The 22,973-nt window shown below is 39.4% G+C and carries 30 protein-coding genes and 1 riboswitch; of the genes, 7 read left to right on the top strand and 23 right to left on the bottom strand.

Annotation, left to right across the window (positions count from 1 at the left end; all coding sequences use genetic code 11):
• Positions 1-54: 54 nt before the first annotated feature.
• The 8 genes from ACFW35_RS17830 to ACFW35_RS17795 form a co-directional block, all read right to left on the bottom strand.
• The gene (locus ACFW35_RS17830) at positions 55-1,248 is read right to left on the bottom strand and encodes a branched-chain amino acid ABC transporter substrate-binding protein (protein ID WP_379847835.1); all 1,194 of its coding nucleotides are present in this window, start codon (positions 1,246-1,248) and stop codon (positions 55-57) included.
• A gap of 221 nt (positions 1,249-1,469) precedes the next feature.
• Positions 1,470-1,877, bottom strand: a complete 408-nt coding sequence (locus ACFW35_RS17825; protein WP_379847833.1) for a secondary thiamine-phosphate synthase enzyme YjbQ — start codon at positions 1,875-1,877, stop codon at positions 1,470-1,472.
• Positions 1,878-2,119: 242 nt separating this feature from the next.
• The gene (gene rsgA / locus ACFW35_RS17820) at positions 2,120-3,181 is read right to left on the bottom strand and encodes a ribosome small subunit-dependent GTPase A (RefSeq protein ID WP_379847831.1); all 1,062 of its coding nucleotides are present in this window, start codon (positions 3,179-3,181) and stop codon (positions 2,120-2,122) included.
• 349 nt (positions 3,182-3,530) lie between these two features.
• A complete protein-coding gene (locus ACFW35_RS17815) occupies positions 3,531-4,589 on the bottom strand; it encodes an SDR family oxidoreductase (RefSeq protein ID WP_379847829.1) in 1,059 nt (352 codons plus the stop codon).
• Between the two features lie 132 nt (positions 4,590-4,721).
• Positions 4,722-4,895 carry a hypothetical protein gene (locus ACFW35_RS17810; protein WP_379847827.1) on the bottom strand — a complete coding sequence of 58 codons (174 nt, stop codon included), beginning with the start codon at positions 4,893-4,895 and terminating at the stop codon, positions 4,722-4,724.
• A 2-nt stretch (positions 4,896-4,897) separates the two neighbouring features.
• A complete protein-coding gene (locus ACFW35_RS17805) occupies positions 4,898-5,365 on the bottom strand; it encodes a redoxin domain-containing protein (protein WP_301336196.1) in 468 nt (155 codons plus the stop codon).
• Between the two features lie 463 nt (positions 5,366-5,828).
• Positions 5,829-7,484, bottom strand: a complete 1,656-nt coding sequence (locus tag ACFW35_RS17800) for a hypothetical protein (protein WP_379847825.1) — start codon at positions 7,482-7,484, stop codon at positions 5,829-5,831.
• Between the two features lie 63 nt (positions 7,485-7,547).
• Positions 7,548-8,372 carry a hypothetical protein gene (locus ACFW35_RS17795; protein WP_379847823.1) on the bottom strand — a complete coding sequence of 275 codons (825 nt, stop codon included), beginning with the start codon at positions 8,370-8,372 and terminating at the stop codon, positions 7,548-7,550.
• A 220-nt stretch (positions 8,373-8,592) separates the two neighbouring features.
• Here ACFW35_RS17795 and ACFW35_RS17790 point away from each other — a divergent pair, with 220 nt between their 5' ends.
• Positions 8,593-9,324: a Bax inhibitor-1/YccA family protein gene (locus ACFW35_RS17790; protein ID WP_379847821.1), complete on the top strand. Its 732-nt coding sequence runs from the start codon at positions 8,593-8,595 to the stop codon at positions 9,322-9,324.
• A gap of 29 nt (positions 9,325-9,353) precedes the next feature.
• Here the strand turns inward: ACFW35_RS17790 and ACFW35_RS17785 are convergent, their stop codons facing one another.
• The 4 genes from ACFW35_RS17785 to ACFW35_RS17770 all read right to left on the bottom strand — a co-directional run bounded on the left by ACFW35_RS17785 (position 9,354) and on the right by ACFW35_RS17770 (position 12,265).
• Complete coding sequence (locus ACFW35_RS17785; protein ID WP_379847819.1) at positions 9,354-10,001, bottom strand: hypothetical protein; 648 nt, start codon at positions 9,999-10,001, stop codon at positions 9,354-9,356.
• 63 nt (positions 10,002-10,064) lie between these two features.
• Positions 10,065-10,217, bottom strand: a complete 153-nt coding sequence (locus tag ACFW35_RS17780) for a hypothetical protein (protein ID WP_156774206.1) — start codon at positions 10,215-10,217, stop codon at positions 10,065-10,067.
• 416 nt (positions 10,218-10,633) lie between these two features.
• A complete protein-coding gene (locus ACFW35_RS17775) occupies positions 10,634-11,077 on the bottom strand; it encodes a DUF6376 family protein (RefSeq protein WP_379847817.1) in 444 nt (147 codons plus the stop codon).
• 120 nt (positions 11,078-11,197) lie between these two features.
• Positions 11,198-12,265 (bottom strand): hypothetical protein, encoded by a 1,068-nt coding sequence (locus ACFW35_RS17770; RefSeq protein WP_379847815.1) that lies wholly within the window; start codon positions 12,263-12,265, stop codon positions 11,198-11,200.
• Positions 12,266-12,353: 88 nt separating this feature from the next.
• Positions 12,354-12,435: riboswitch (cyclic di-GMP riboswitch) on the bottom strand.
• A gap of 261 nt (positions 12,436-12,696) precedes the next feature.
• Between ACFW35_RS17770 and ACFW35_RS17765 the strand changes: the two genes are divergently transcribed.
• Positions 12,697-12,891, top strand: a complete 195-nt coding sequence (locus ACFW35_RS17765) for a hypothetical protein (protein WP_379847813.1) — start codon at positions 12,697-12,699, stop codon at positions 12,889-12,891.
• A 47-nt stretch (positions 12,892-12,938) separates the two neighbouring features.
• Here the strand turns inward: ACFW35_RS17765 and ACFW35_RS17760 are convergent, their stop codons facing one another.
• The 8 genes from ACFW35_RS17760 to ACFW35_RS17725 all read right to left on the bottom strand — a co-directional run bounded on the left by ACFW35_RS17760 (position 12,939) and on the right by ACFW35_RS17725 (position 17,463).
• Entirely contained in the window at positions 12,939-13,349 is a 411-nt protein-coding gene (locus ACFW35_RS17760; protein WP_379847811.1) for a CBS domain-containing protein, read from the bottom strand.
• A gap of 87 nt (positions 13,350-13,436) precedes the next feature.
• A complete protein-coding gene (gene abc-f / locus ACFW35_RS17755) occupies positions 13,437-15,086 on the bottom strand; it encodes a ribosomal protection-like ABC-F family protein (protein ID WP_379847809.1) in 1,650 nt (549 codons plus the stop codon).
• Positions 15,087-15,354: 268 nt separating this feature from the next.
• A complete protein-coding gene (locus tag ACFW35_RS17750) occupies positions 15,355-15,795 on the bottom strand; it encodes an Hsp20/alpha crystallin family protein (protein ID WP_379847807.1) in 441 nt (146 codons plus the stop codon).
• Positions 15,796-15,808: 13 nt separating this feature from the next.
• Positions 15,809-16,009 carry a spore germination protein GerPB gene (locus ACFW35_RS17745; RefSeq protein ID WP_379837620.1) on the bottom strand — a complete coding sequence of 67 codons (201 nt, stop codon included), beginning with the start codon at positions 16,007-16,009 and terminating at the stop codon, positions 15,809-15,811.
• Positions 16,006-16,401, bottom strand: a complete 396-nt coding sequence (locus tag ACFW35_RS17740) for a spore germination protein GerPE (protein WP_379847805.1) — start codon at positions 16,399-16,401, stop codon at positions 16,006-16,008. The genes ACFW35_RS17745 and ACFW35_RS17740 overlap by 4 nt, the downstream gene beginning before the upstream one ends.
• Positions 16,402-16,411: 10 nt before the next feature.
• Complete coding sequence (locus ACFW35_RS17735) at positions 16,412-16,582, bottom strand: spore gernimation protein GerPD (RefSeq protein ID WP_077364830.1); 171 nt, start codon at positions 16,580-16,582, stop codon at positions 16,412-16,414.
• Positions 16,557-17,183 (bottom strand): spore germination protein GerPC, encoded by a 627-nt coding sequence (gene gerPC / locus ACFW35_RS17730; RefSeq protein WP_379847803.1) that lies wholly within the window; start codon positions 17,181-17,183, stop codon positions 16,557-16,559. The genes ACFW35_RS17735 and gerPC overlap by 26 nt, the downstream gene beginning before the upstream one ends.
• Positions 17,184-17,241: 58 nt before the next feature.
• Positions 17,242-17,463 (bottom strand): spore germination protein, encoded by a 222-nt coding sequence (locus ACFW35_RS17725; protein WP_379847801.1) that lies wholly within the window; start codon positions 17,461-17,463, stop codon positions 17,242-17,244.
• A gap of 162 nt (positions 17,464-17,625) precedes the next feature.
• Between ACFW35_RS17725 and ACFW35_RS17720 the strand changes: the two genes are divergently transcribed.
• Positions 17,626-17,844, top strand: coding sequence for a spore germination protein (locus ACFW35_RS17720; RefSeq protein WP_077364836.1), 219 nt, complete (start codon positions 17,626-17,628; stop codon positions 17,842-17,844).
• Between the two features lie 12 nt (positions 17,845-17,856).
• Positions 17,857-18,342, top strand: a complete 486-nt coding sequence (locus tag ACFW35_RS17715; RefSeq protein ID WP_379847800.1) for an Hsp20/alpha crystallin family protein — start codon at positions 17,857-17,859, stop codon at positions 18,340-18,342.
• Between the two features lie 46 nt (positions 18,343-18,388).
• Here ACFW35_RS17715 and ACFW35_RS17710 read toward each other — a convergent pair whose 3' ends face one another.
• Positions 18,389-19,132, bottom strand: coding sequence for an AIM24 family protein (locus ACFW35_RS17710; RefSeq protein ID WP_379847798.1), 744 nt, complete (start codon positions 19,130-19,132; stop codon positions 18,389-18,391).
• A 104-nt stretch (positions 19,133-19,236) separates the two neighbouring features.
• Here ACFW35_RS17710 and ACFW35_RS17705 point away from each other — a divergent pair, with 104 nt between their 5' ends.
• The gene (locus ACFW35_RS17705) at positions 19,237-19,578 is read left to right on the top strand and encodes a DsrE family protein (RefSeq protein ID WP_066286079.1); all 342 of its coding nucleotides are present in this window, start codon (positions 19,237-19,239) and stop codon (positions 19,576-19,578) included.
• Between the two features lie 73 nt (positions 19,579-19,651).
• On the opposite strand, the gene ACFW35_RS17700 is transcribed toward ACFW35_RS17705, so the two are convergent.
• Both ACFW35_RS17700 and ACFW35_RS17695 read right to left on the bottom strand, forming a co-directional pair.
• The gene (locus ACFW35_RS17700; protein WP_379847797.1) at positions 19,652-20,014 is read right to left on the bottom strand and encodes a YggT family protein; all 363 of its coding nucleotides are present in this window, start codon (positions 20,012-20,014) and stop codon (positions 19,652-19,654) included.
• 55 nt (positions 20,015-20,069) lie between these two features.
• Positions 20,070-20,888, bottom strand: coding sequence for an aminoglycoside N(3)-acetyltransferase (locus tag ACFW35_RS17695; protein ID WP_379847795.1), 819 nt, complete (start codon positions 20,886-20,888; stop codon positions 20,070-20,072).
• A 406-nt stretch (positions 20,889-21,294) separates the two neighbouring features.
• Here ACFW35_RS17695 and ACFW35_RS17690 point away from each other — a divergent pair, with 406 nt between their 5' ends.
• Both ACFW35_RS17690 and pfkB read left to right on the top strand, forming a co-directional pair.
• Positions 21,295-22,047, top strand: a complete 753-nt coding sequence (locus tag ACFW35_RS17690; protein WP_379847794.1) for a DeoR/GlpR family DNA-binding transcription regulator — start codon at positions 21,295-21,297, stop codon at positions 22,045-22,047.
• Entirely contained in the window at positions 22,044-22,955 is a 912-nt protein-coding gene (gene pfkB / locus ACFW35_RS17685) for a 1-phosphofructokinase (RefSeq protein ID WP_379847792.1), read from the top strand. The genes ACFW35_RS17690 and pfkB overlap by 4 nt, the downstream gene beginning before the upstream one ends.
• Positions 22,956-22,973 lie beyond the last annotated feature (18 nt).

Genomic DNA, 22,973 nt, shown 5'->3' with positions numbered 1-22,973 from the left:
AAAAAGAAGAGGGATATGGCCTTTAGGGTCATTCCCTCTCATGTAAACGTTGGTTTACTTACTGATTTCGCCTTCTTGAACTCCAGGATATTTAGCTTCACTGAATTTATAGATATATACTTTAGCGAACTTGTTATCACCTTTGTCATCGAATCCGACTTTTGTTACTACACCTTGAAAATCTTGAATTTTACGGATTGCTTCTGCAACTTTCTCACGGGATGGAAGATCTCCATCATTGCCTTCAATTGCAGCTTCCAGTCCTTTTAATAGAACGCTCATAGAATCATAGCCATAAGCAGAATAAGATTCTACGTTCTTGTTGAATTTCTCTTTGTATTTTGAAGAGAAATCTTTGCCTTCTTCTGTTTTGCTCGCATCAGCCGCAACAGATGTGTAGTATACGTTTTCTACAGCATCGCCTGCGATCTCAACAAGTGTAGAAGAGTCCATTCCGTCTCCGCCCATGAAAGGAATCTTGATCCCTTTGTCACGTGCTTGACGAATCAGCTGGCCGCCTTCTGTATAAAGTCCGCCAAAGAATACTAAGTCAGGTTTCTTTGACAGTACTTGTGTAAGAACACCATTGAAATCTTTCTCTCCAACAGTAATTCCTTCATATCCAAGAATTTCAGCCCCTGCATCTTCAGCTGCCTTTTTGAACGCATCAGCTAATCCTGTTCCGTAAGCTGTTTTATCTTGGATAACGAAAATCTTTTTAGCTCCTAATTTATTAATCGCAAAGTCTGCACCTGCAGGACCTTGGAAATCGTCACGTGCAACGATACGGTTTACTGTCTTAAGTCCGCGGTCTGTAACTTCCGTAGCTGTATTAGCTGGAGAAACCATCGGAACGTTGTACTTTTCATAGACTTCAGATGACGGGATAGAAACACCTGAGTTCAAGTGGCCGACTACCCCAAGGATGGATTTATCAGAACCGATAAGCTGGGCGTTAGCTACACCTTTTTTAGGGTCAGCTTGATCATCATATGGCTGAAGCTGAAGCTTGTACCCTAAATCTTCAAACTTCTTCTTGTTTTCTTCAAGAGCAAGCTGCGCACCAAGTTTAATAGATTCTCCCAGTGTTGCACTTCCTCCTGATAATGGAGTCTGTGTTGCAATTTTAATAACCTTCCCGCTTCCTCCACCACTGCCTCCTGATCCTCCCGAAGCATTGCAGCCTGCTAAAAGTCCTAAAGACAATGCAGAAGCTGCTAATACTTTTAACCCTTTTTTAATCCCCACCTAAAATCCCCCTCGAAAGAATATTTTGATAATTGCAACTATTTAAAAAAATATTACATGAATCTGCGGCAGTAGACAACTAAAATTTTAAAAAAATAGATATTTTATTTTAAATTTAAAAGTTTTCCCTAATGTTCAACAAAATCCCTAATATTTCGCAGCTAGAACTTTAGTAGGAAAAATAAAAAATCCGCTGAAATGTACTCAGCGGATTTCATCAATTAATTTTGATTTGACAGTATTTTTACGTGATACTTTCTAGTCCTTGGTCCATCAAATTCACAAAAATAAACGCCTTGCCATGTTCCAAGTAGCAATTCGCCATTCTGGAACAATATTACTTGTGAGGAACCAACCGTGCTGGCTTTTAAATGAGAAGCTGAGTTCCCTTCAGCATGTCTGTACTTCTGATGTTCCCACGGATATACTTCGTCAAGCCTCATCAGCATGTCTTTTACCACATCAGGGTCTGCGTTTTCATTAATAGTAATGCCAGCTGTGGTATGCGGACAGTACACATACATCACTCCGTCTTTTAAACGCTGCTCCTCCAGATAAGCTTGCAGTGAACTCGTAATCTCATACATTTCGTCTCGCTGGTGTGTTTGAATCGTAAACGTTTGAGCCAATTCCTATCCCTCCTCTACACTTCTTAATTTGATGATTCCCTATAAAAAACCTTTTTATATCGGAAATTATATAGAACAATGATTACATAAGCAGTTTTTTAATGATAGCTTAAGAATTTTCGGTATCGCTCGTAAATCTCAAGAAACGGTCGCAAATCCCAAGAAACGCTCGTAAATCTCAAAAAACACAAAAATAATAAATCCCCAAAAGGACATTTCCTTTTAGGGATGATTGGAATATGTTATTTTCTATGAACTCTCGTACGGTCACCCGCGAGCTTTTTCCAGCGTGCTTTTTCTGCAAGAGCCAGTTTTTGATCTTCTTTTCTGGCAAAATAAGCGAGTTCACGCTGAAGCTTTAGGAAGCTGTTATAACGTTCTTCATCCAATTCACCGGTTTCAATAGCAGTCTGGACGCCGCATCCCGGTTCATTATTATGTGTACAGTCACGGAACCGGCATTGCTCTGCAAATGCCTCAATATCCTGGAAGCTCTGACTTAAACTGTTGTCACCTTCCCAAAGCTGCAGCTCGCGCATTCCTGGTGTGTCAATCAGTATTCCGCCGTTTTCAAGTACGAGCAGCTCGCGGTGAGTCGTCGTATGCTTTCCTTTTCCATCTTCTTCACGAATATCGTTCGTCTTCAATACTTCCTGGCCAAAAAGCTTATTGGCTAGCGTTGACTTTCCAACCCCAGAGGATCCTAATAGCGCGACTGTTTCTCCTTCTTTTATAAAGGAAGATAGTTCATCAAGACCCGTTCTTTTTTCCGCACTGACTGCGAAAGTGGGTACTCCAAAAGCTATTGTCTCCACTTCATCCATATACCTTTGTACATCCTCGCACAGATCAGCTTTACTTAGAACGATAACTGGTGCAGCACCGCTTTCCCATGCCATCAATAAGTAGCGCTCCAATCTGCGCAGATTAAAATCTTGATTTAGCGCATTCACTAAAAATACAGTGTCTACGTTAGTCGCTACAATTTGTTCTTCTGTCGTCAGACCTGCTGCTTTCCTTGAAAACTTGCTCTTTCGAGGCAAGATCCCATGAATATAAGCTTTTCCTTCTTGAGGAACAGCTGAAACAGCAACCCAATCACCTACTGCAGGATAATCGTGTCTTCCAGTAGCGTTGAATCGGATTTTCCCGGTAATTTCGCCAAGCAGTTCACCGTGTTCAGTAAGAACGTCATAAAGACCTTTATGCTCAACGCTGATCCTGCCCGGAACAAGTAATTGATTTTCATATGCTTTAAAAGCTTCTTCAAATGTTTGATTCCAACCTAGTGATTTTAAATTCAATGTAATACCCTCCGAATAAATGTTGTCTAATTTTTTGTAATAAAAAAGAACCGCAGAATACGGTTCTTTAAAGAAAGAGAGGTGCTCAAATAACCTCTTTTTCATATAAAAAACCATGAACTGATTGCACAGCCCATGGTTAAATGACAAATTTAATCGCAGAAATTACAAATCAAAAAACGTTATCTGCTATCTTTCATTGTCCCAAAAGGCTGTACAAGAAACAATACACTCTCTGAAGTCAATCCTTTATGTTGTCTCATCATACATCCCTCCTTGGGTTTTGTTAGAATAATTTACTTCTCCACTATACCAGTATATGCATATTTTGTAAATAGATGCATTCAGATTATTTTGTTATTGAAGAATTATCTCGATAGCCTTTAATAATTCTTTTTATCATCTCTTCATCCATTTGGAGTGGTTTTTTATCTAATGATTTAATTAGTTTTTGCGTGTTTGAGTCATCAAACGCTATGTTTCGATTCAAATAATTCTTATATACATCAACAACATTGTTTAACAGCTGTTCTTCTTCAATAAGATTTGGCTCATAATCATACGGTGCAAGCTTGAAAAGGTCGAGTCCAGCCTTGTCTCTCATGATTTGAAATACATCTGCACTTAACGGCGGATTGCTGTTTGTAATATGATATATGTTATCTTCTCTGCCTTTTTGCAGCACATCTGATAAAACATCCGCCACATAATCTACAGGAACGAGATTCTGCGTGCTGCCTTCCTCACACAATAAATGAAAAACGCGGTCACCCAGTCCTTTACGCTGAAATCTCTTTTTGAAAACTTCCAGACTTCTCATTAATCCATAAAGAGTAAACTTCGAATCAGCTTCACCTGTTTCCGAATCGCCGATAATGATGGCAGGTCTTAAAATTGTAACGTTGAAGAATTTTTTATAATCCATACAGAGGTGTTCAGCTTTACACTTGCTTTCCTCATAAGGATTATTAAAAGAACGGTCTAGCGAATGAAGCTCTTCTTTTGCAAATTCATCTTTTCCTAATGTGTAAGCCGTACTCACGTAGTAAAAATGCGACACACCCATTTTTTCCGCTGCTTCTAGTGCATATTTAGTGCCAGAAAAATTTATTTGAAAAAGTTCTTCTTTTAGATCAAGATCAAACTTTACAAGGGCGGCCATATGATAAAAAACATCAATTTTATTGGCAAGTTCCTGTTGAGTCTCTTTGTTCATACCCAGATAAGGAACTGTAATATCTCCTTTAATAATATGAATATCGCCTTTATGATCAGCTGTCTTTAGAAGAAGCTGTTCTGCTTTTTTTATATTACGCGCCAGTACAAATAACGTATGTCCTTCACGCGCTAGATTTTGAATTAAGCGTCCACCTAAAAAACCGGTAGCTCCGGTAAGAAATATATTCATTAAGCCGGTTCCTTCCTATTCCTATATCAGCATATTTTCTCTTCTATAGTAACACATCATCTTAAAGATGGCGCCGTATTCATGGGGTTTTGTACAAGCTTCCTCAAAAAAATAAAGCCGCTAAATGCAGCTTTATTTTTCATCATCAAGTTTCGCAATATTTACCGCTGGCATCTCATTGTTCATATAGTCAGTAGGATGACCATCATCTTCCTGATTTTCATCATAGAAAAATTCATTAATTTCCTTTTCAGCATGTGCTGTTGGATCTTCATGCTGATTTTTGGATTTATGTTCCTTGTCCATTGCTATTCTTCCTTTCCACAGTTTTCACAAGCTTTAAATACTTCCTCATATTGAAGCCTTTCGTTAGCATCAAACTTATGATTGCAATAGCGAATGATCCCGTCTTGGTCGATCACAAAACAAGAACGAATTGCGGTACCATTCTTTTCGTTTAATACGCCAAAAGCTTTTGTCACTTTTTTATGCCAATCGGCTAAAAGCGGATAAGGAAGCGTTCCAAGGCTAGCAGAGAAAACATTATGGGAATAAATATGATCCACACTTATCGCAAGCACTTCTGTATTAGCATCTTTAAAACGCTGGTAATCCTCTTTCCAAGAGGTGATTTCCTTTATTCAGCCAGGTGTGAAGTCCAGCGGATAGAACGCTACAAGTACATTCTTATTGCCTCTGAAATCTGCTAAAGAAATATCTTTTTGAAGCGTGGATGGCAACGTAAAATCTGGTGCTCGATCGCCCGTATTTAACAACTAACACACCTCCTTAGTTCTCTTGAATATAGTTCCCTGTTCCTTTAAAAGAAAACGTTGGAATATATAGTTATTCTTTAATGTATGCGGCAGGGAAAGAGCTTGTCCCCATAAGTGCTGAGATTGTTGGATACATTATTAAAGATGCGGGTGTAGCTGTCTAACGGATATAGAGGAAAACTAGCGAAAAAACATCAAATTTAGAGTGGACATACTAAGAAATCGTACAAAATTAGGCAGCTTGGCTGAAGCCAAGTACTTAATCACCGGTTTTGTTGGCACTTTGAAGTTCAGAAGGAGCCACCTAGAATTAATTTCACCAAAAGTACCAATATTTCATCATCTTTGGTGTTATATTGAAAAATCTAATCATTATTTTCACCAAATTGGTTATTTTATTGACACTTCTACAAGAACAAAAATAAAAAAGCCAGGGGACACTACCCCTGACTTTCAAAAACAATTATTTTACTTCAATTACAGCTGTCTCTTCTGTAGTTCCTTCTTCAGTTGCTGGTACTTCAACAACTTCAGGAGCATTTTCTTCTAATACATCTTCAACTGCTAAAATAGCTGCATTAATTGCTGCATAAAGTTTCGCATTTTCACTTGCATGCTCTGCTGCTAAAGAACGGATCTTGTTTAAAAGAGCAGTAACTTCTTCAGTTGCTTCTTCTTCAGTTGTAGTTTCTTCTGTCGCCGGAGCTTCTTCAGTCACTTCTTCTTCAGTCGTAGTTTCTTCTGTTGCTGGAGCTTCTTCAGTCGCTTCTTCTTCAGTCGTTGTTTCTTCTGTTGCTGGAGCTTCTTCAGTTGCTTCTTCTGTTGTTGTTTCTTCTGTTGCCGGAGCTTCTTCAGTCGTTGTTTCTTCAGTTGCTTCTTCTTCAACTGGAGCTTCTTCTGCTTCTACCGCGTGAACAGCAGCGTTTGGTGCAGCATGCAGCTTCGCGTTTTTACTTGAACGCTCATATGCATTAGAGTTGATTTTGTTTTGAAGAGATTTGTTTTCTTTTGCTTCTTCTTCAACTTCTTCAGTTGTTTCTTCAGCTGCTGGAACTTCGTCAGTTGCTTCATCTTCAGTCGCAGTTTCCTCAGTTGCCGGTGCTTCTTCAGTCACTTCTTCTTCAGTAGTAGTTTCCTCAGTTGCTGGTGCTTCCTCAGTTACTTCTTCTTCAGTCGTTGTTTCTTCAATTGCCGGAGCTTCCTCAGTCACTTCTTCTTCAGTAACTTCGTCTTCTGCTGGTACTTCTTCAGCATCTACAGCATGTACAGCAGCGTTTGGTGCAGCATGCAGTTTCGCGTTTTTACTTGAACGCTCATATGCATTAGAGTTGATTTTGTTTTGAAGAGATTTGTTTTCTTTAACTTCTTCTGTATCTTCAGATTCTTCTTCGTCAGAATTTTCTTCATCAGAATCTTCGTCTTCTTTTACTGCATCTTCGTCAGCGATTTCATCTGTGTCTTCTTCTTCTTTTACCGGATTATCTTCATTTTCCTCTTGGATCTCTTCCGTGTCAGAGTCATCATCGTCTTCTTTCACAGCTTCTTCATCAGAGTCCACATCAGTATCCTCTTCGTTGCGAGTTGCATCCTCTTCTTCAGCTGCAGTTTCATCCGTTTTACCTTCATCACTGTCTGCTTCAGGGATTTCAATTTCAATTACTTCAGTTTCCTCTTCCTCAACTGGAACTGTAACCTCAGTTGGTTCCTCTGTTACAGGCTCAGTTACTACTGGCTCTTCTTTTTCAGCAGGAACAGGATAAATAGCTGAGTTAGGAGCAGCATGTTCCTTTGCATTTTCACTTGCATGCTCTGCACCTTGAGAGTGACTCTTATCTTTAACAGGCTTTTCAGCTTTTGCAGGTTTTGCTGCTTTTTCAGCCTTAACCGGCTTTTCAGCTTTAACTGGCTTTTGAACTTTTACAGTAACTTTAGATGGTTTTGCATACTTCTCATCCTTAGCTTGTACTTGTCCTTGAGATGCTTTTGAGCTTTGGGCTTTTATCGCATGCTCTGTTTTATGACCAGCCGCTTCAGCAGCACCTGTTCCTACAACTGCCGCAAGAGTTAATGTTCCAGCAAATACTAAAGATTTTACAAATGTACGGTTGACTTTTTTCATTATAATTCGCTCCTTAATTTTCAAATGGTTGATTTAATAACATCACAATATCTCCATGAAAAATTAAAGAGCAGTTTCCGGTGGCATTGATGGCGGTGCGTTCACCCATTGACTTCTCAAGAGGTCCATTCTGCTAAAATACACAGAAACTTTTTCACTATCAGCAAAGATTAACGGCAGGACCAAATTAGCCTTAACATTGGCTAAAGGCGCTCCTCCATTTCCAGCGTCCTTAGAGGATGATGAATGTGAAGAGCTTTGTCCAGCATTTAATGGTATTGCCTTTGTATCCGGCTGTACGGGAAGTTCTTTAGAAGGAAGCTCGATAGGAAGTTTTGATACAGCTTTTTCCCGCTGTTCTTTAATCTTCTTTTTTGATAGAAGGAGCTTCTTCTTTTGTTCCTCCTCTGCCGTTACTTCAGGCAGTACTGATTGGTTTATACGCGTTTCTGTATGTATGTACTTTGATGTTTCAGCCCTTTTCTTCTCGGGCTGATTTATTGGAACATTCTTTTTGAGTTGTCCTTGAGGAACTGATTTTTTTAGTCCATTCGAGTATTTTGTTTGCTGAGAAGACCTATTTTTTTCAGCAGCAGCATTCTTCTCTTTGGCTTCATACCTTTTCTCTGAACCTTTAGAGATAGATGTATCCCCTTTCATTTTCTTCGTCTTAGCTTCAGAAACTTCAGGTTTTGATACATTCTCTTTAAGAGATTCTCGGTCAGGAATATCAGCTTTTGCATTATCCTGTTTAAGATCCGATTGAGTTTTTTGTTCAGCTGCTGAATTTTGTTTATCTTCATTATTTTTCTCGGCAAATACTTCACCAGGAATAAAAAGGATGGCACCTGCGATCAAACCTTGCATAATGATGCTTGGAATTCGCACAAATTCACCTCCCTTCTTTCATCTATATAATACATCCAATTTATGTTTTATTTGTCGGTCTTTGTCCAAAATAGTCATTACTTCCTAAAGAACCATAATTTCAAAAAAAATCAAGAGGGACTTGTGTCTTAAATTGGAGAGAAGTAAATGGCTTAAACATGAAACTTTACAATAAAAAAATCGTATAGTTATATTGAAGAAAGGTAAGGAGGTAGATATTATGAGAAGTGCTAATCCTGCTTTAAAAAGTTCAACCTTTAATAAATTTGGAGGAACATCTTTCAGTAAACAGATGACATTATCAGGAACAGTTTATAAAACGTTTATTTTACTGGTCATTTTAATGGCTTCTTCCTTTTATACTTGGCATCAATATAATTTAGGGGAACCTGTAGGACATTTAATTATGATTGGTGTGATCGGGGGACTCATTTCAGCTTTAATCATTGCCTTTGTTCCTAAGACTGCCCCGCTCCTGGCGCCGGTTTATGCAGCTCTTGAAGGTTTAGCGGTAGGCGGAATATCAGCAAACTTTGAATCTCAGTTTAATGGAATCACAATGCAGGCCGCGGCATTAACATTCGGTACGCTATTTGCCTTGCTGCTCGCTTATATGCTCCGAATCATAAAAGTTACACACAATTTCAGATTGATCGTTTTCTCTGCAACAGCCGGAATTATGCTTGTTTATCTTACGAGTTTCATTTTAGGTTTTTTCGGAATCGATATTCCCTACCTTCATAGTTCAGGACCAATAGGTATTGGTATCAGTCTATTTATCGTAGTCATAGCGGCGCTTAATTTGGTTCTTGATTTTGACTTTATCGAATATGGAGCAAGCCAGCGTGTTCCCAAATACATGGAATGGTACGGTGCATTTGGCTTGATGGTAACGTTAGTCTGGTTATACTTTGAGATTCTTCACCTATTAGCAAAGATTAGACGAAACTAACAAAGAGAAGCCCGCGGGCTTCTCTTCTCTTATGAAAGGATCATTATCCACCTGTTAATCGTCCACCATCCTATGCCGATGTTAACGGCAAATAAACCAATTCTCATAACTTTATTCTGGTGGGTTATGAGCTGAGCAACATATAAAATCCCCCATAGAACGAGGATCAGAACCGACCATAACACCCCGTTTAGATCACCTTGCATAAATGCTCCATAGCTATAGATTAATGTATAGGGCATCAAAAGGATGGCTGTCAGAAAATACATCCCATGTACCGTGTGTCTGCTCACTGAACTAGAGAGCGGGGCTGATTTAACAGCTAAACTATATAATAGAGCTATTCCAATTCCAGACCCAAGGAAAAATAGAGCCTGGAAGATTTCATAAAAGAATATCGGCAAAACTTGAAGGGCATCGACCCAAAGAATTCTGCTATAAAACAGCAGCCATAGCATAGGGATGACACTGGCTATCGAGACAAAGGTATTAATTCCTCTATAGACAGCAGAACCTAGCAGCATAACACTAAAAATAAAAAACAGAGAACCTAGCAGTTTGCTGGAAAATAGTAAAAGAAAACTATATAAACAGAGAAGAACGGCAAACGCAATATGAAGAATATAATCATATTTTGAATGCTCAGCTTGTTTAAATGTACTGTAAATTGGAATCATGCTGCACCTGCCAAGTCTTGTCGTGTTTATACATTTATCGACATGTATCTATAATTACTTAAATTATTCTTTCGGCACTTTAACAACACCGCGAATGTGCCACATGTTAATAAGCTCAATTCTTTTACGGTATTGTTTTGCCTGCAGCCTTCCCTTTTTGTATCTTCTTTTTAACAGCTGCAAGTAATCTTCAATCTTAAGATGATAATCATTCATGCTTTATACCCACCCTCGCCATTTTTCTCACTGTCATATTCCCGAAAATAGTCGATTTGTAACATAAAAAAATCTAAAAGATTGCTACTTTGGAATATTTTTAGTTGAGTAGGCTTCTTTGACTAGTTGATTGGAGAGTAAGGCGCGAGACTCCTGCGTGCCAACTACCTGAATATACTTCTTGCAAGGCATGCGACGAGGAACATGCTTCGTTAGGATTTGCTTATAGACGCAGGAGCACACAAACTTACTTGATGGTAAGACTCCTAAAGGTGCAAAGCGCAAGGAGGCTCACCGCACGCCCCGCGGAAAGCGAGCATCCTGGAACAGAAATCAACATCTACAAAAGCAACATTGCTTAAGAAAAACAGGGATAGTTAGGAAAAAACAGCTACAAGGTTGCAGCTGTTTTAAAATTATTCGCCGAGTTTTTTAATTTGTGATAACAGATCATTGTAAACAGCGATATCATCCAGTAATCCGCTTTGTTCGAGCAGATCAGCATTCAGTTCCCCATCTTTTATGACTGTTAAATATTTATCAATTCCCTCTTGAAGCTTATTATTTTGTTCAATCACCTGATTGTGAACATCTTCAAACACAGAAGGCGGTGTTAAATCCCCAAACTCACCAATGTCTGATTTCATATCTTCCAGCAGCTGTTCAAGTTCTCCTCTCGCCTTTGGATCGTTTACTGCCGTTTCTGCAATTGCAGAAATCTCTTTTGAAAATTGTTGTACATCATTAATATATTCAGTAGCTTCAGGTACATAGTTCAGGCCATTCGTTACTTCATTCACTGCTGAGCAACCTGTTAATACCGTGATTGATAATATAGCGGCAATTAAAGTCTTTTTCATTTGTTTCTCCTTTTCCCTTTTATATTTGGAATGGATTTGAATTAAAAAAACGCCCCTTTTGTCTTGAGCGTCTCAATTTCTGCTTATTGTTTTATACGGCTGCTGATGCTTTAAGTTTCATTACTTTCTTAACGAGTAAAAAAGATCAGTGAACTTATCGATTACATTCTCAAATTTTAATTTTTCCTTCTCACCATAAACCTTTGATTTTAAACGTTCAGGGTTAATAGAGGACAGTTCTTTCAAATAAGCTTCAATCTTTTTTAGTACGGCATTAAAACGTTCCAGCGAAATTTCTTTTTTATACATTTTAGAATCCTTAATACGGTCTTCAAAAAGCTTCTGGAGCGTTTCATTAGAAAATTTAATATCTACTGCTTTTCTCGCTCCATATCCGTCCACGATATAAAACATGGTTGTTCCTTCTGACTTTTTGCTAGGATCAGCAAACTTTATTTCTGAAGTCAGGCTTCCGACTCTTACCTCCATTTTAAACGAACCTGAAGAAAACACCTGGTTTGGCGCAAGTGTTACAACAGGATTGTTCCCTGAAGGATTGTTTGCTGGAGGATTTTGAACTGGCGGGTTTGTTTCCTCTATTGGCAGCTCTATTTCATTCGGTGGGCCACTTTCCCCGTTTTGATTTTCTGGTTTCCCAGGTACATGTTCCTTAACGATATCTTCAATTTGGTTCCATAATAATTCCCGGACCGTCTCTAATAATCCTTCAGCAGATTTTAAATGTTTCTTTACTTGCCCTTGCGGAGAGTCTGCAAGCGATGTCTCCAGGTCATTCTTTAAACTGAGCAAAAACTTTTCAAGTGACTCAGAGACTTCTTCTTTAAAGGTATCTAAACCCATTTCAGGAGTTTCTTTCAGCTCACCTTTAATAGAATGGATAAAGTCAGCGGAGCTATCCGCTAATTCATGCCTCCAGTTGCTATAGATCCGTTCCGCTTCTTTTGCTCCTTGATGATGTTTCTCTATATCTTTTCTGGTATACGTTTTAAAAGGTTTATTTTCATGAACACTCTTTTTAAAATAGTCTTCTCTTTTATTTTCTTTATAAGGTTTCTCGGGAGGAACGGCTTCAAGATGCTGCTTTTTTACATAATTCTTTTTCAAATGCCCATAAGCAAAATGGTTTCCCCGATTATATGAAAATGCCTGTGCAGCGTGATTTACCATCTTGAAAACCTCCTTTACCGTTGATTTTTGTTTTTCTTCCTGACTTTTAGGACAAAATAAAAAAGCCCACAACAGAAGATACGATCTTCCTAATGCCGGCCGGTTGCATCACTAGCTCCACATACTTATAGATGCCCAAATAAAAAGTATGCTTCCACGCTTCCATTAATTTCAATTATCATAGCAAGAATCTTCGGCAACAACATATTTTTTCTGCTTATGAAATAAACTTCATTGACTAGTTGATTGGAGAGTAAGGTGCGAGACTTCTGCGGGATTAGCGGGATAGGTGAGACCAATCAATGTCGCAAAGCGACGAGTGGGCTCACCGCACGCCCGCGGAAAGCGAGCACCTGGAGCGGAAATCAACAACTTCCAAAAGCATCAAAGTTTACAAAACAGCCTTTAATTAATAAGAAAGGATGAAGAAAATGAGTAATAAGGATAAAGCTTATGAAGGAAAAGATGAACTGTACTTAGATATTGATAGGATGATTAACGAAGGAATGGCTGGCGGTACTGTGGCAGACACTGAAGATCTTAAACAAATCGGATATGATACTGATATTACCTCACAAGAAGAACCGCCAACAATTGCTGGTGAAAGAGAAGAAAAAGATAAATAAAGAAACAAAAGGATGCCCTAAATATAGGGCATCCTTTATAAGTTATATTACAAGGGCTTAGAAATCTCAGTAAGTGCATCTCCTGCTTTATCATTGTCTTCATGTTTAACAGCAAGGTCGCCTAATGAAACAATACCAACCACATTTCCATTATCCAGAACTGGAAGTCTGCGTATTTGATATTCAGACATTAGGTTCTTAGCCTCATCAATCGTCATATCAGGTGTCCCTGTAACAGGATCTAATGTCATAACATCACTGACTGTACCTTCAATATTCCCGTCAGCAACACATCGAATGACGATGTCCCGATCGGAAACAATCCCTTTTAGTTCCCCATTTTCAGAAACCGGAATAGAGCCTACTCCTAAACTTTTCATCAAGCCGGCAACTTTAGTAATTTTCGTATTTGGTTCACACGTCTCAATATCTGAAGTCATAATATCTCTTAATTCCATTTTATCGCCTCCTAATAGGTAATACGGTTATTCTGTACCTTTTTAAGAGGAAAGCTAAACCTTTCAACTGCAGCTCGAGCATCAATATTATTGAGCCTTTATCAGTCTGATTTTCTTTAAAACTTCTTGATACCTTTGATCAAGTCTTATTTTCTCTTCTTCATTCAAGGTTAATGAAAGCTGCCCGATTAAATCTGTCATTTCAAGTTCAAGCTTCAGTAAATGATCTTTGTGATCTGTGGTTTTTAGACCTGGCTTTTTATCGCCATTCTTATTTTCAAGATATTCCTTATAGCTCCCCTCAAACCAATATGCTTTTGGAGGCTGAAGCTCCAAAACATGCGTTGCTGCTTTTTCCATTAATCTTCTATCATGTGTTGCAAGGATAAAGGTACCAGGATACGCGATCAAGACTTCTTCTAATGCTTCTCTCGTAAACAAATCCAGATAATTCGTCGGCTCATCAAGCAATAACAAATTATAATCATTTAAGAATAGCTTCGCTAATGCGGTTTTCATCTTTTCTCCGCCGCTAAGCACCTCAACTTTTTTAAATACATCTTCACGTTTAAATAATAGCCTCGCTAATATTGTTCTTACCCAGGTTTCATCATATAAGCTGTTTTCCATGACATTTTCTAAAATACTTTTTGTCTTATCAAGAATATTGAGATGCTGATGAAAGTAACCGATTTTAAGCTGCTTCGATTTTTCGATCTGTTCATTTCCTCTATATATTGTTTCTAAAAGGGTTGATTTTCCTGTTCCGTTTTTACCTGTTAAAACAACCTTCATCCCTGGCTTTACAGTAAAAGATAGGTCAGTAAACAGCTGACGCTCGTCATACCCAACGGAAAGTTGTTTAACAGCCAGCGCTTGTTTGCCATGAATGACTGAAAACTGCTGAATATCAAAATCGATTTTAGGCTGTTCTTTTGGCTTTTCTTTCTTATCCATCATCTCGATTCTTTTTTCAATTACCTTCGAAGCTTTTTCCAAAGACCTTTTTGCGCTTTTGACCTTCATCTTCCCCAATTTCGCTTCACTATGTGACATGCGCGCCGGTTTATCTTTCATGCCCTTCGCTTTTGATGATTTCTCTTTTGCGGCATTCTCCAGCCTCGTTTTTTCTTTTGTGTATTGCTCATATTCAAACTGCTGCCGCTCTTGTTTTTGCTCTTTTTGAATAAGATATTCTGTGTAATTTCCGTGATACAACGTAAATGTTTGCGGATCAAGCTCGATTATTTTTGTGCAAACCATATCAAGAAATGTTCTGTCATGAGACACGAGCAATACAGCACCTTTATGATGATTAAGAACTTTTGCCAGCTGATCCATCCCATCAACATCCAAATGGCTCGTCGGCTCATCAAGAATAAGAATGTCAGGCTGCTGCTCAAGAGCTGCCGCTATCTGAGTACGCGTTTTTTCACCGCCGCTCATTGTTTCATAGTTTTTCCCTTTTAGGTTCCACTGACCTTCACTTCTTGCTGTAATCGTTTGTGAACCTTCTTCAAACTGGCTGACAACAGCGACCGTGCCGTAGTGCTGAACAAATCCTGAATCTGCTTCTTCCATCAGGGAAAGCAGCTTTAAGAACGTTGATTTTCCTGTTCCATTCAGCCCTACTAACCCAATACGATCTTTACTAAAGAGCTGAAATGGCTCTGTTTGTTTTAAAATTAATTTTCCTTTGTAAGACTTTTCAAGTCCGATTGATTCCAATAAAAGCATAAAAAAACCTCCCAGTTTTACTAGAGAGGTCTGCCCACGCCGAATATCACCATACAACCGCGTGAAAAAACGATTTTTTGGCAACAAAAAAACAGGCCTGTAGTTAAGTCCTAAAAATGGGCAGAGTAATCCTATCTAGCGTTCTACTTAATTATTCAAGTAAATGGCTAAAAATAAGATTAATTGCTCATTGGACGTATACACCTGTTCCTTCCGTTATTTTTCTAAATTGTAAGCGATAACCCAAACTGCAGTCAAGCTTCATTTCTTATTCCTGTACCCATTGCAGGTTTACTTTTCTTTGATTGGCACCAGGTCTTGTATCTTTCAGCATACGGATAAAAAGCAGCCCTTTTCGGTAATGCGCTTGAACAGGATCTTGGTGTACCCGGACAGGAAGTGTGATCTCCCGCCTAAATTCCCCAAGCTGAAATTCTTCGGTATTCAAGCGATAGGAATCAAGAGAAATAGATAATTTCCCTTGCACCGTCAATTTGAATGGATCTACAAGTACTTCTACGTCATCCGTGCGGTTCAATCCAGGCATCGCAAGTACACAGCAAATTTCCTGAGGTGTTTCGTATATGTTGCAAAGCGGATTTTCGTTCCTTATATCAGAACTCGGTGCTTCATTTGGTGCAAAGAACTGATCGCCAAAGTATTCTTCCGCCATTCTTTTCCAGTCCATCATTTGTTTCCAAGTGTCCATTCCTATTCACCTCTTATGAAGGCGGTCCTAAAGGAACTGAAGGAAGATCAGGATCAGGAATTTGAGGAGCCGGACCTATATGACCGCCTGTGTTAAATAATTGCGAGACCGGTTGTATAACGCCAGCGCTGCCGATCTGGAGTACTGAGGAATTTTGAATGCCTTCTACTTTTAATTGCTGAATTACAATTGTCTGACTGACAAACAGATTCATGATTCCTCCTCCTCAATTTCTGGATAAGGATCTTTAAGAAAGTTACGAATATGCTTTACACGGGATTGCAGCGTCATTTCGTTGACTGAGCCTATATGAAGAAGTGCGGAACTTGATACACCGAGAATATCAATTTTGCCAACTCTTATAAACGGACAAGCGTTAAATGTTTTTTTGATTTGTACTGACGGACATACAGGAACAACGACTGGCTGCGAAAAAATGTCGTACTTGTTTAACGGGATATCAAACCTGCCAAAATCTGTACGTTCTCTTTGAATAGCAAGAGCAGCAGAAAAACATTGAATTTTTTCCGTATCCCCTGTCTGGAGTATGGAAGATGAGGCAAGTGAATTTAAGATCACTTCATCAACTGCAGATGTTCTGTACATTTTCTCACCTCTATAGCGGAACGAGTGATGTTCCCAAAACAAGCGACTCAGGCGGAGTGTCAAACGCTGACCCAAGATTGATGCAATCTACATCTCCTACTAAAACAACAGAGGATAAACCTACTCCGATGATGTTGATCTCACCAACAAACAGCTCATGGTTGGTTACGCAAAATTTCACTCTCTCCACCTCCATCTGCCTTTGAATCTTTTAAGTGAACGATGAATGTTTCAATTCCCCGGTAGATATCCTCTTTCGTTTTTTGAAGAATATCTTTGCGGCCCCGCTCATCTTTTGGTTCATATTTTGTAAGATAATGCTTTATTCTTCCCGGCACCTGACGCTGAACATCCTCCAAGATAAAAACACGGTATGATTCATCAAGCGGAACATTTATTTTATTTTCAAGAGATTTCAGATACACAGGAGCTTCTTTTATAAAAAACTCATCCATCGCTTTTATCATTTCACGGTAATTAGGATTTTCTATGACACTTCGCTTCATTTGCCCTGGCGTTTGAACTGTATTCTGGCCGATATTGAATTGCTCGATTAAATCTTTGCTTTCAGCGGAATGGCCTATGCCGATATGAAGGGTTCCCTCAAGCTTTTCTACTTTTAATTGATCAAACTTGTATTCTACCGTTTTAGGTTCATCAGCGAGTACATTAACCTGCTTTTTAAGCTTTTTTATCTGAAGTTCCAATACTTTAATTCTGTCATTCTGGTCCTCGATCATCTGTTTCATCTTGCTTAAATAATAGTTGTTCTCCTCGTTCATACAAACATCAGCTCCTTAGTAAGATGTATGCCTTCTTGCTAAGGAATTTGCATGTCGCTTAAAAATTTGTAGTGTTAGTGTTGTCATTCACATCCGGGTCCTGCGTATACGTAACGTTGTAGCCATTATGCAAACAAAGATTATCACCTGTATTAAATGAACCAGCACCTGCATAAGTTTTGGCATAACTAACCGGGCAGATCGTCTGGACGTCACCTACATGGAATACGGAACCGCTTGAAACGGAGTTTACAGAAATCTTTCCTACGATAGCCGGCATACACGTTCAGTCCTTTGTAAGGTTCTCCTCATATGCTATGCATACGCCCATCTTCCTGTGATAAAAAACATCCATTCACCTTTAGGCTCCTACCTACATAAGCTATCTCAAAGGGACGACGTCACACTCGTAAAACCTTTTTTATAAAAAGGAGGTGTTAAAGTGCCCTGTTTGATTGTTGCACCTATCAACATCAATGCGGCAGAAGGGGTTGTGAATTTCGGCGATACGCTAGTAATCAACCCTAAAACTACAGGGAAAGGGTACAATGGCGCTGGCGGCGGGAATACAGGGAACTTTATACAGACCATCTCTGTTGTCAGTGCTACAAATACGTTGGATCCTGATGTTTTTGATTCGAATAATGCCGGAAATGCGTAGGGGGAATAGCGGATGTTTGGAAGAGGTCCTTTAAATCCTTTCTCTAATAACCGATCTATGGATGACTGGCTTAAATCGTTTGAACAGTTCGTAAACAAAGGGTTAACCCAGTTTGAGCGTTACGCTGACCAAATATCATTTGATGTTGATACAGAAGAGACTGCTCAAGATTATAGAGTCTATGCCAATCTTAAGGCATATAATCCTGAAGATATTCAAATTGAAGTTCTAAACCAGGGTCTTCAGATTAAAGCTCAAAGAGAAGAAATCAAATCGATGAAGAATAAGCGTACGGGGCATTTTCAGGAGAGAAAGTCCATGAAACGAACAGAACGATTTGTACAATTGCCTTTTATGTTTAGAAACGAAGATATAAAAGCTCAGTACAATAACGGCATCTTAATGATTACCGTGAATAAGAGTAATGGAGAAGCTGCTAACCCGACTGTTCCGATTGAGGTTGCAAATGAGAAGAATGATAGTGAATTTGAAGAGTGAAATATGAAGGCCCCTCTTTTAAGACTAGAGGAGCCTTTTCTTCGTTTTATCTGCCTAATGTAGGAGCCAGCCACACTTCACCTGTTCCTTCAAATACATGTAAATAGCCTTCCCCGCTAGTTGCAGATCCAACGATGGAAGAAGATGCGCGCTTGACTGAAAAATCGATGTCTCCTTTTCTAAGAAGAGCGAACGTACCGTCTACTTGAAGCTTTTCATCATTCAACTGTACTTTCATAATCTGGTCTAGCGGCACTGGACTTTGCAGGACACAAAATCCCGAACCCTTTAATCTTGTCTGAAACAGCCCATCATCACCTTTTATAGAAGACGTTAGTTTTTGTCTTGAGACACCAAGCTGGACTGTAGGCTCCGCGGCATAAAACATTCCTTTATCTGCAACTACTTCTTCTTCGTTAAGGTTCATTAGAAGGTAATGTCCATAAGAAGGCTCTAAATAGATCTCTCCCGTACCCTCATAGAGAGGCTTGAACAAAGACTCATCCGTCAGAATATTTGAAGCCATCTTTTTCATAAAACCGCCAACACCGCCTGCGTTACTTTTCAGCTGCAAATCACCCTTCATAAACTGAAGAGCACCCGCCTCAGCTTGTACCGCACCTTGACGTAGTGTAATCCTAACTTGTTTCAGTTTAATTCCCGTTTCCTTTGCATAATAAGATGAACTGGACCCGGCACTCGTTACAGGCAATTGTTTATATTCAAGGACTTCAAACGTTGCACGGCGTCCTTCCTGTTTTTCTATTACTGTAAACAGAGAATCATTCATGTTATCACCCTCCTCCTAACTAGGATACCAAAGAGTCTCTTAACCTAGTCAAAGCATGGTATAATTCACATAAAATTATAACAAAAGAGAGGCGTGATTTTTTTATGCAAAATAAAATCATTCTAGTCACTACAGATTCTTTTGGTACTGGCAATGACCCTGCCCTTGGCGAAAATGTGATGGAAACGTATTTTACTGTTTTAAAACAGCAGACGGATCTCCCGGCAGCTATCTTTTTTATGAATCGCGGTGTTTACTGCCTGACAGAACAATCATTGTGCTCCCTTCACCTGAAAGAAATCGAAGAAAAGGGAGTTAAAGTGTTCGGCTGTAAAACTTGCGTGGACCATTACAATGTGGAGAATGAACTGGCAGCTGGAGAAATCTCAGGAATGGCGCATTTCGTTGAACTATCGGCGCAATATGAAGTCATTACGATTGCTTAATACATAAATTAATCGATGGTAACCGAATCAAAAAACGCACACCCCCAACGTCGGGAGTGTGCGTTTTTACAATTTATCTGCGCTTCTCTTTAATAATTCTCTTCTCATGCGATGTTGGCTCTTCCCTGATCACAGTCTCTCGGTGTACGGGTTCTTTTCTGACTGTGAAAAGACGCTTAAGCAGCATACCCACCACTCCATAGACAATGATCGCTATGATGGTTGAAAGCTCTACAACAAAACCATTTGCGAGTTCGATGTTCGGGAATATAGCTTTGAAAGGCAGCAGCAGCGGCTCACTTAATCCGTATATCAGCTGAGCAAAGGCGGCTCCTTCATTTGCGTTGAACAATTGGAAAATGAAACGTAAAACTAAAATTAATTGAATGATGCCTACAATAAATGAAATAATCGTTGCAGGTACGGAACGTCTCATAACAATTCCCTCTTTTCAGTGGATTTGCTCATAAGATACCCGTAAATTCTACAAATTAAGCATTCGTTGCAGGCTTTAATGTCTTATCGTAGTTTGCAAGCAATTGTTTCGTGAAGTCCACTAGTTCCACTTGCGGAATCAGACGGCATTCTGCTAATCCTGCTTTCCCTTTTTTTACTGTGTGACCTGCTTCCTCATATGCATTGCCGATCTCTTCAAAAAGTTCCTCACGATAAGAAACTTGAGTAAAAGTCTTCCAAACGCGCTGGCCATCCAGATAATATGGTCCTGCGTTCTCTTCTGTTTTTGGGTTAGGAACACGGTGTTCTGCCAGATGCATCGTCGTATTAGATTCATAGCCCACGCCAATTAAAAGAACGTGGCCACCCAGTTCATACATTTTCCCAAGCGGTGAATCCTCTCCTAAAGCAAAATCAAGAGTTTGACCGTTTATGATCGTTTCTTTATTTTTCCCCCACGCCGCAAAAGATTCAGTAGGATGGTTGCTTCTTATTACTCCAGGAAACGTTCGAAAAGCTTCAACAATCGCTCCCATAAAATAGGTCGGTGTAATCTCAGGATCAAAAGCCGGCATTTCATCACGAATGACTGGCCACCATTCTTCAGGTACTGGCGGATTCAGCCAGCCAGCGGGATCTGAATAATGAGCAGTATGTGCAGGCATCACAAGTGTTCCTTCTTCTGTAATGATATCCATTAAAGCTTGTACGACTGCAACCGGTCCTCCCACTACCCAGCCTAGCGATTTTAGGGAGGAATGCACAATTACGGTCATGCCTCTTTGTAAACCCAGTTTGCGGAAATCTTCTGCTAAAGAAGACCTCGTTTTTGGAAAATCAGTTTTTAATTCCATTCAGTTCACTCTTTTCTACGGGATCTTTTTTTAAAATGATTGTCCTTTTAAATATCTTTTTTCCAAAATCTTCATTGAAATAAGTTGATTGGAGCATAAGGTGCGAGACTCCTGCGGGATCAGCGGGACAGGTGAGACTCCTATGGACGCAAAGCGTCGAGGAGGCTCACCGCCCGCCCCGCGGAAAGCGAGCATCCTGGAGCGGAAATCAACTGCTTTCAAGCAACAACAATGATTATGAAAACAGCCCTTTAACATGTTTTTTTTATTATAACAAGCAATTGGATGAATTTGGTGATGATATCATTTGATTGTTTTTGATTGCATTTGAATGTTTTTGATTGAAAAATGTAAGGGCTTACGTTAAACTGGGGTCAATGAATGAAGATTGTGGGAGGTTTATAAAATGTTAACTCCTGAAAGGCACCGTAAAATCATTGAACGTTTAGGCGAAAAGCAAGTCGTTACGATACAAGAACTAGTTGAAGCAACATCTTCTTCCGAATCAACAATCCGGAGAGATTTGAGCCAGCTTCAAAAAGAAAAGAAACTTAAACGAGTACACGGAGGCGCTTCTCTTCTGCACCAAAAAAGTGAAGAGCTAAGCGTGGTCGAAAAGTCGGCAAGAAATTCTTCAGAAAAAGAGAGAATCGCAAACTTTGCCGCAATGATCGTGAATGATGGCGACTGTATCTACATTGATGCCGGAACGACAACCCAGTTAATGATCCCTCATTTGAAGGATAAAGCGATTACAGTGGTAACGAACGGGATTTCTCATCTAGAGGCTTTGACTGAACACCAAATTACTACGTATTTGGTCGGCGGTCTCGTTAAACCCAAAACCAAAGCACTTGTCGGCAGCGGAGCACTTAACAGCTTAAGCTCTTACAGGTTCGATAAATGCTTCATGGGAATAAACGGCATACACCTTGAGGCAGGGTTCACTACACCTGACCCAGAGGAAGCAGCTGTAAAACGGCTGGCAATCTCTCTTTCACAAGAATCTTTTATTCTGGCTGATCACAGCAAGTTTAACGAAGCTTCATTCTCGAAAGTTGCTGATTTAAATGAGGCAGTCATTTTAACAAACGAAATGGACGAAGATGCTGCTTATGATTTTGAAGATAAAACAGAAATAAGGGTTGTGACATCATGATCTATACTTGCACACTCAATCCATCCATTGATTACGTAGCAAGAGTAAATGACTTTAAAGAAGGCCATCTGAACCGGACAGAAACAGCACAAATGTATCCTGGCGGAAAGGGAATCAATGTTTCGAGAGTCCTTAAGCGTCTGGGAATTGAAAGTACTGCTTTAGGATATACCGGTGGCTTTACGGGAGAATTCATAAAAGAATTTCTCACAAATGAAACGATTACCCACGATTTCATAACAGTTTCGGATGTTACAAGAATCAATGTAAAACTCAAATCCGAAAAAGAAACAGAGATTAATGGACTTGGTCCAAGTATCCCTTCTTCTAAGCAGCAAGAACTGCTTGAAAAGATAAACAGTATGAATGAAGGTGATTTTCTCGTTTTAGCGGGTAGTATCCCTCAATCTATCACAGAAGATTTTTACGGAGAGATTGCAAAAGAATGCCTTCAAAATGGTGTAAAAGCAGTTATTGATACAGCAGGAACGACACTTATAAAAACTTTTCCTCATAGCCCATTTTTAATAAAACCTAATCATCACGAACTGGGCGATCTTTTTCAAACTAAGATTGAGAGTATTGAAGACGCGTTTTTTTATGGGAAGAAATTGCTGAATGAAGGTGTGGAGAATGTCATCGTTTCTATGGCTGGCGAGGGAGCAATCTTCCTTAATAAACAGCACGCTCTTCTTGCTAATGTACCAGCTGGAATCGTGAAAAATTCTGTTGGCGCAGGAGATTCAGTAGTAGCTGGTTTTCTATCAAAGATTATCCAGCATAACGATGTTCAAACCGCATTTAAGTACGGTGTCGCTTCAGGAAGTGCTACTGCATTTTCGGAGGATCTTTGCACAAAAGAGCTAGTTGAAAAATTAGTAAAAGAAATCTCTATTAAAGAGATATAAAGCTTTACCTTATGGGGA

Source organism: Fictibacillus sp. NPDC058756 (assembly GCF_042746035.1).
Lineage (GTDB): Bacteria > Bacillota > Bacilli > Bacillales > Fictibacillaceae > Fictibacillus.
Note: the sequence above shows the minus strand (reverse complement) of the source record. Positions and strands in the feature narration are given on the sequence as shown.

Bases quoted from the DNA above. Each gene is read 5' to 3' on its own strand.
- ACFW35_RS17815 (WP_379847829.1), bottom strand. From the start codon at position 4,589: ATGAATATATTTCTTACCGGAGCTACCGGTTTTTTAGGTGGACGCTTA.
- ACFW35_RS17810 (WP_379847827.1), bottom strand. From the start codon at position 4,895: ATGGACAAGGAACATAAATCCAAAAATCAGCATGAAGATCCAACAGCA.
- ACFW35_RS17800 (WP_379847825.1), bottom strand. From the start codon at position 7,484: ATGAAAAAAGTCAACCGTACATTTGTAAAATCTTTAGTATTTGCTGGA.
- ACFW35_RS17790 (WP_379847821.1), top strand. From the start codon at position 8,593: ATGAGAAGTGCTAATCCTGCTTTAAAAAGTTCAACCTTTAATAAATTT.
- ACFW35_RS17785 (WP_379847819.1), bottom strand. From the start codon at position 10,001: ATGATTCCAATTTACAGTACATTTAAACAAGCTGAGCATTCAAAATAT.
- ACFW35_RS17780 (WP_156774206.1), bottom strand. From the start codon at position 10,217: ATGAATGATTATCATCTTAAGATTGAAGATTACTTGCAGCTGTTAAAA.
- ACFW35_RS17775 (WP_379847817.1), bottom strand. From the start codon at position 11,077: ATGAAAAAGACTTTAATTGCCGCTATATTATCAATCACGGTATTAACA.
- ACFW35_RS17770 (WP_379847815.1), bottom strand. From the start codon at position 12,265: ATGGTAAATCACGCTGCACAGGCATTTTCATATAATCGGGGAAACCAT.
- ACFW35_RS17765 (WP_379847813.1), top strand. From the start codon at position 12,697: ATGAGTAATAAGGATAAAGCTTATGAAGGAAAAGATGAACTGTACTTA.
- ACFW35_RS17760 (WP_379847811.1), bottom strand. From the start codon at position 13,349: ATGGAATTAAGAGATATTATGACTTCAGATATTGAGACGTGTGAACCA.
- abc-f (WP_379847809.1), bottom strand. From the start codon at position 15,086: ATGCTTTTATTGGAATCAATCGGACTTGAAAAGTCTTACAAAGGAAAA.
- ACFW35_RS17750 (WP_379847807.1), bottom strand. From the start codon at position 15,795: ATGGACACTTGGAAACAAATGATGGACTGGAAAAGAATGGCGGAAGAA.
- ACFW35_RS17745 (WP_379837620.1), bottom strand. From the start codon at position 16,009: ATGAATCTGTTTGTCAGTCAGACAATTGTAATTCAGCAATTAAAAGTA.
- ACFW35_RS17740 (WP_379847805.1), bottom strand. From the start codon at position 16,401: ATGTACAGAACATCTGCAGTTGATGAAGTGATCTTAAATTCACTTGCC.
- gerPC (WP_379847803.1), bottom strand. From the start codon at position 17,183: ATGAACGAGGAGAACAACTATTATTTAAGCAAGATGAAACAGATGATC.
- ACFW35_RS17725 (WP_379847801.1), bottom strand. From the start codon at position 17,463: ATGCCGGCTATCGTAGGAAAGATTTCTGTAAACTCCGTTTCAAGCGGT.
- ACFW35_RS17715 (WP_379847800.1), top strand. From the start codon at position 17,857: ATGTTTGGAAGAGGTCCTTTAAATCCTTTCTCTAATAACCGATCTATG.
- ACFW35_RS17710 (WP_379847798.1), bottom strand. From the start codon at position 19,132: ATGAATGATTCTCTGTTTACAGTAATAGAAAAACAGGAAGGACGCCGT.
- ACFW35_RS17705 (WP_066286079.1), top strand. From the start codon at position 19,237: ATGCAAAATAAAATCATTCTAGTCACTACAGATTCTTTTGGTACTGGC.
- ACFW35_RS17700 (WP_379847797.1), bottom strand. From the start codon at position 20,014: ATGAGACGTTCCGTACCTGCAACGATTATTTCATTTATTGTAGGCATC.
- ACFW35_RS17695 (WP_379847795.1), bottom strand. From the start codon at position 20,888: ATGGAATTAAAAACTGATTTTCCAAAAACGAGGTCTTCTTTAGCAGAA.
- ACFW35_RS17690 (WP_379847794.1), top strand. From the start codon at position 21,295: ATGTTAACTCCTGAAAGGCACCGTAAAATCATTGAACGTTTAGGCGAA.
- pfkB (WP_379847792.1), top strand. From the start codon at position 22,044: ATGATCTATACTTGCACACTCAATCCATCCATTGATTACGTAGCAAGA.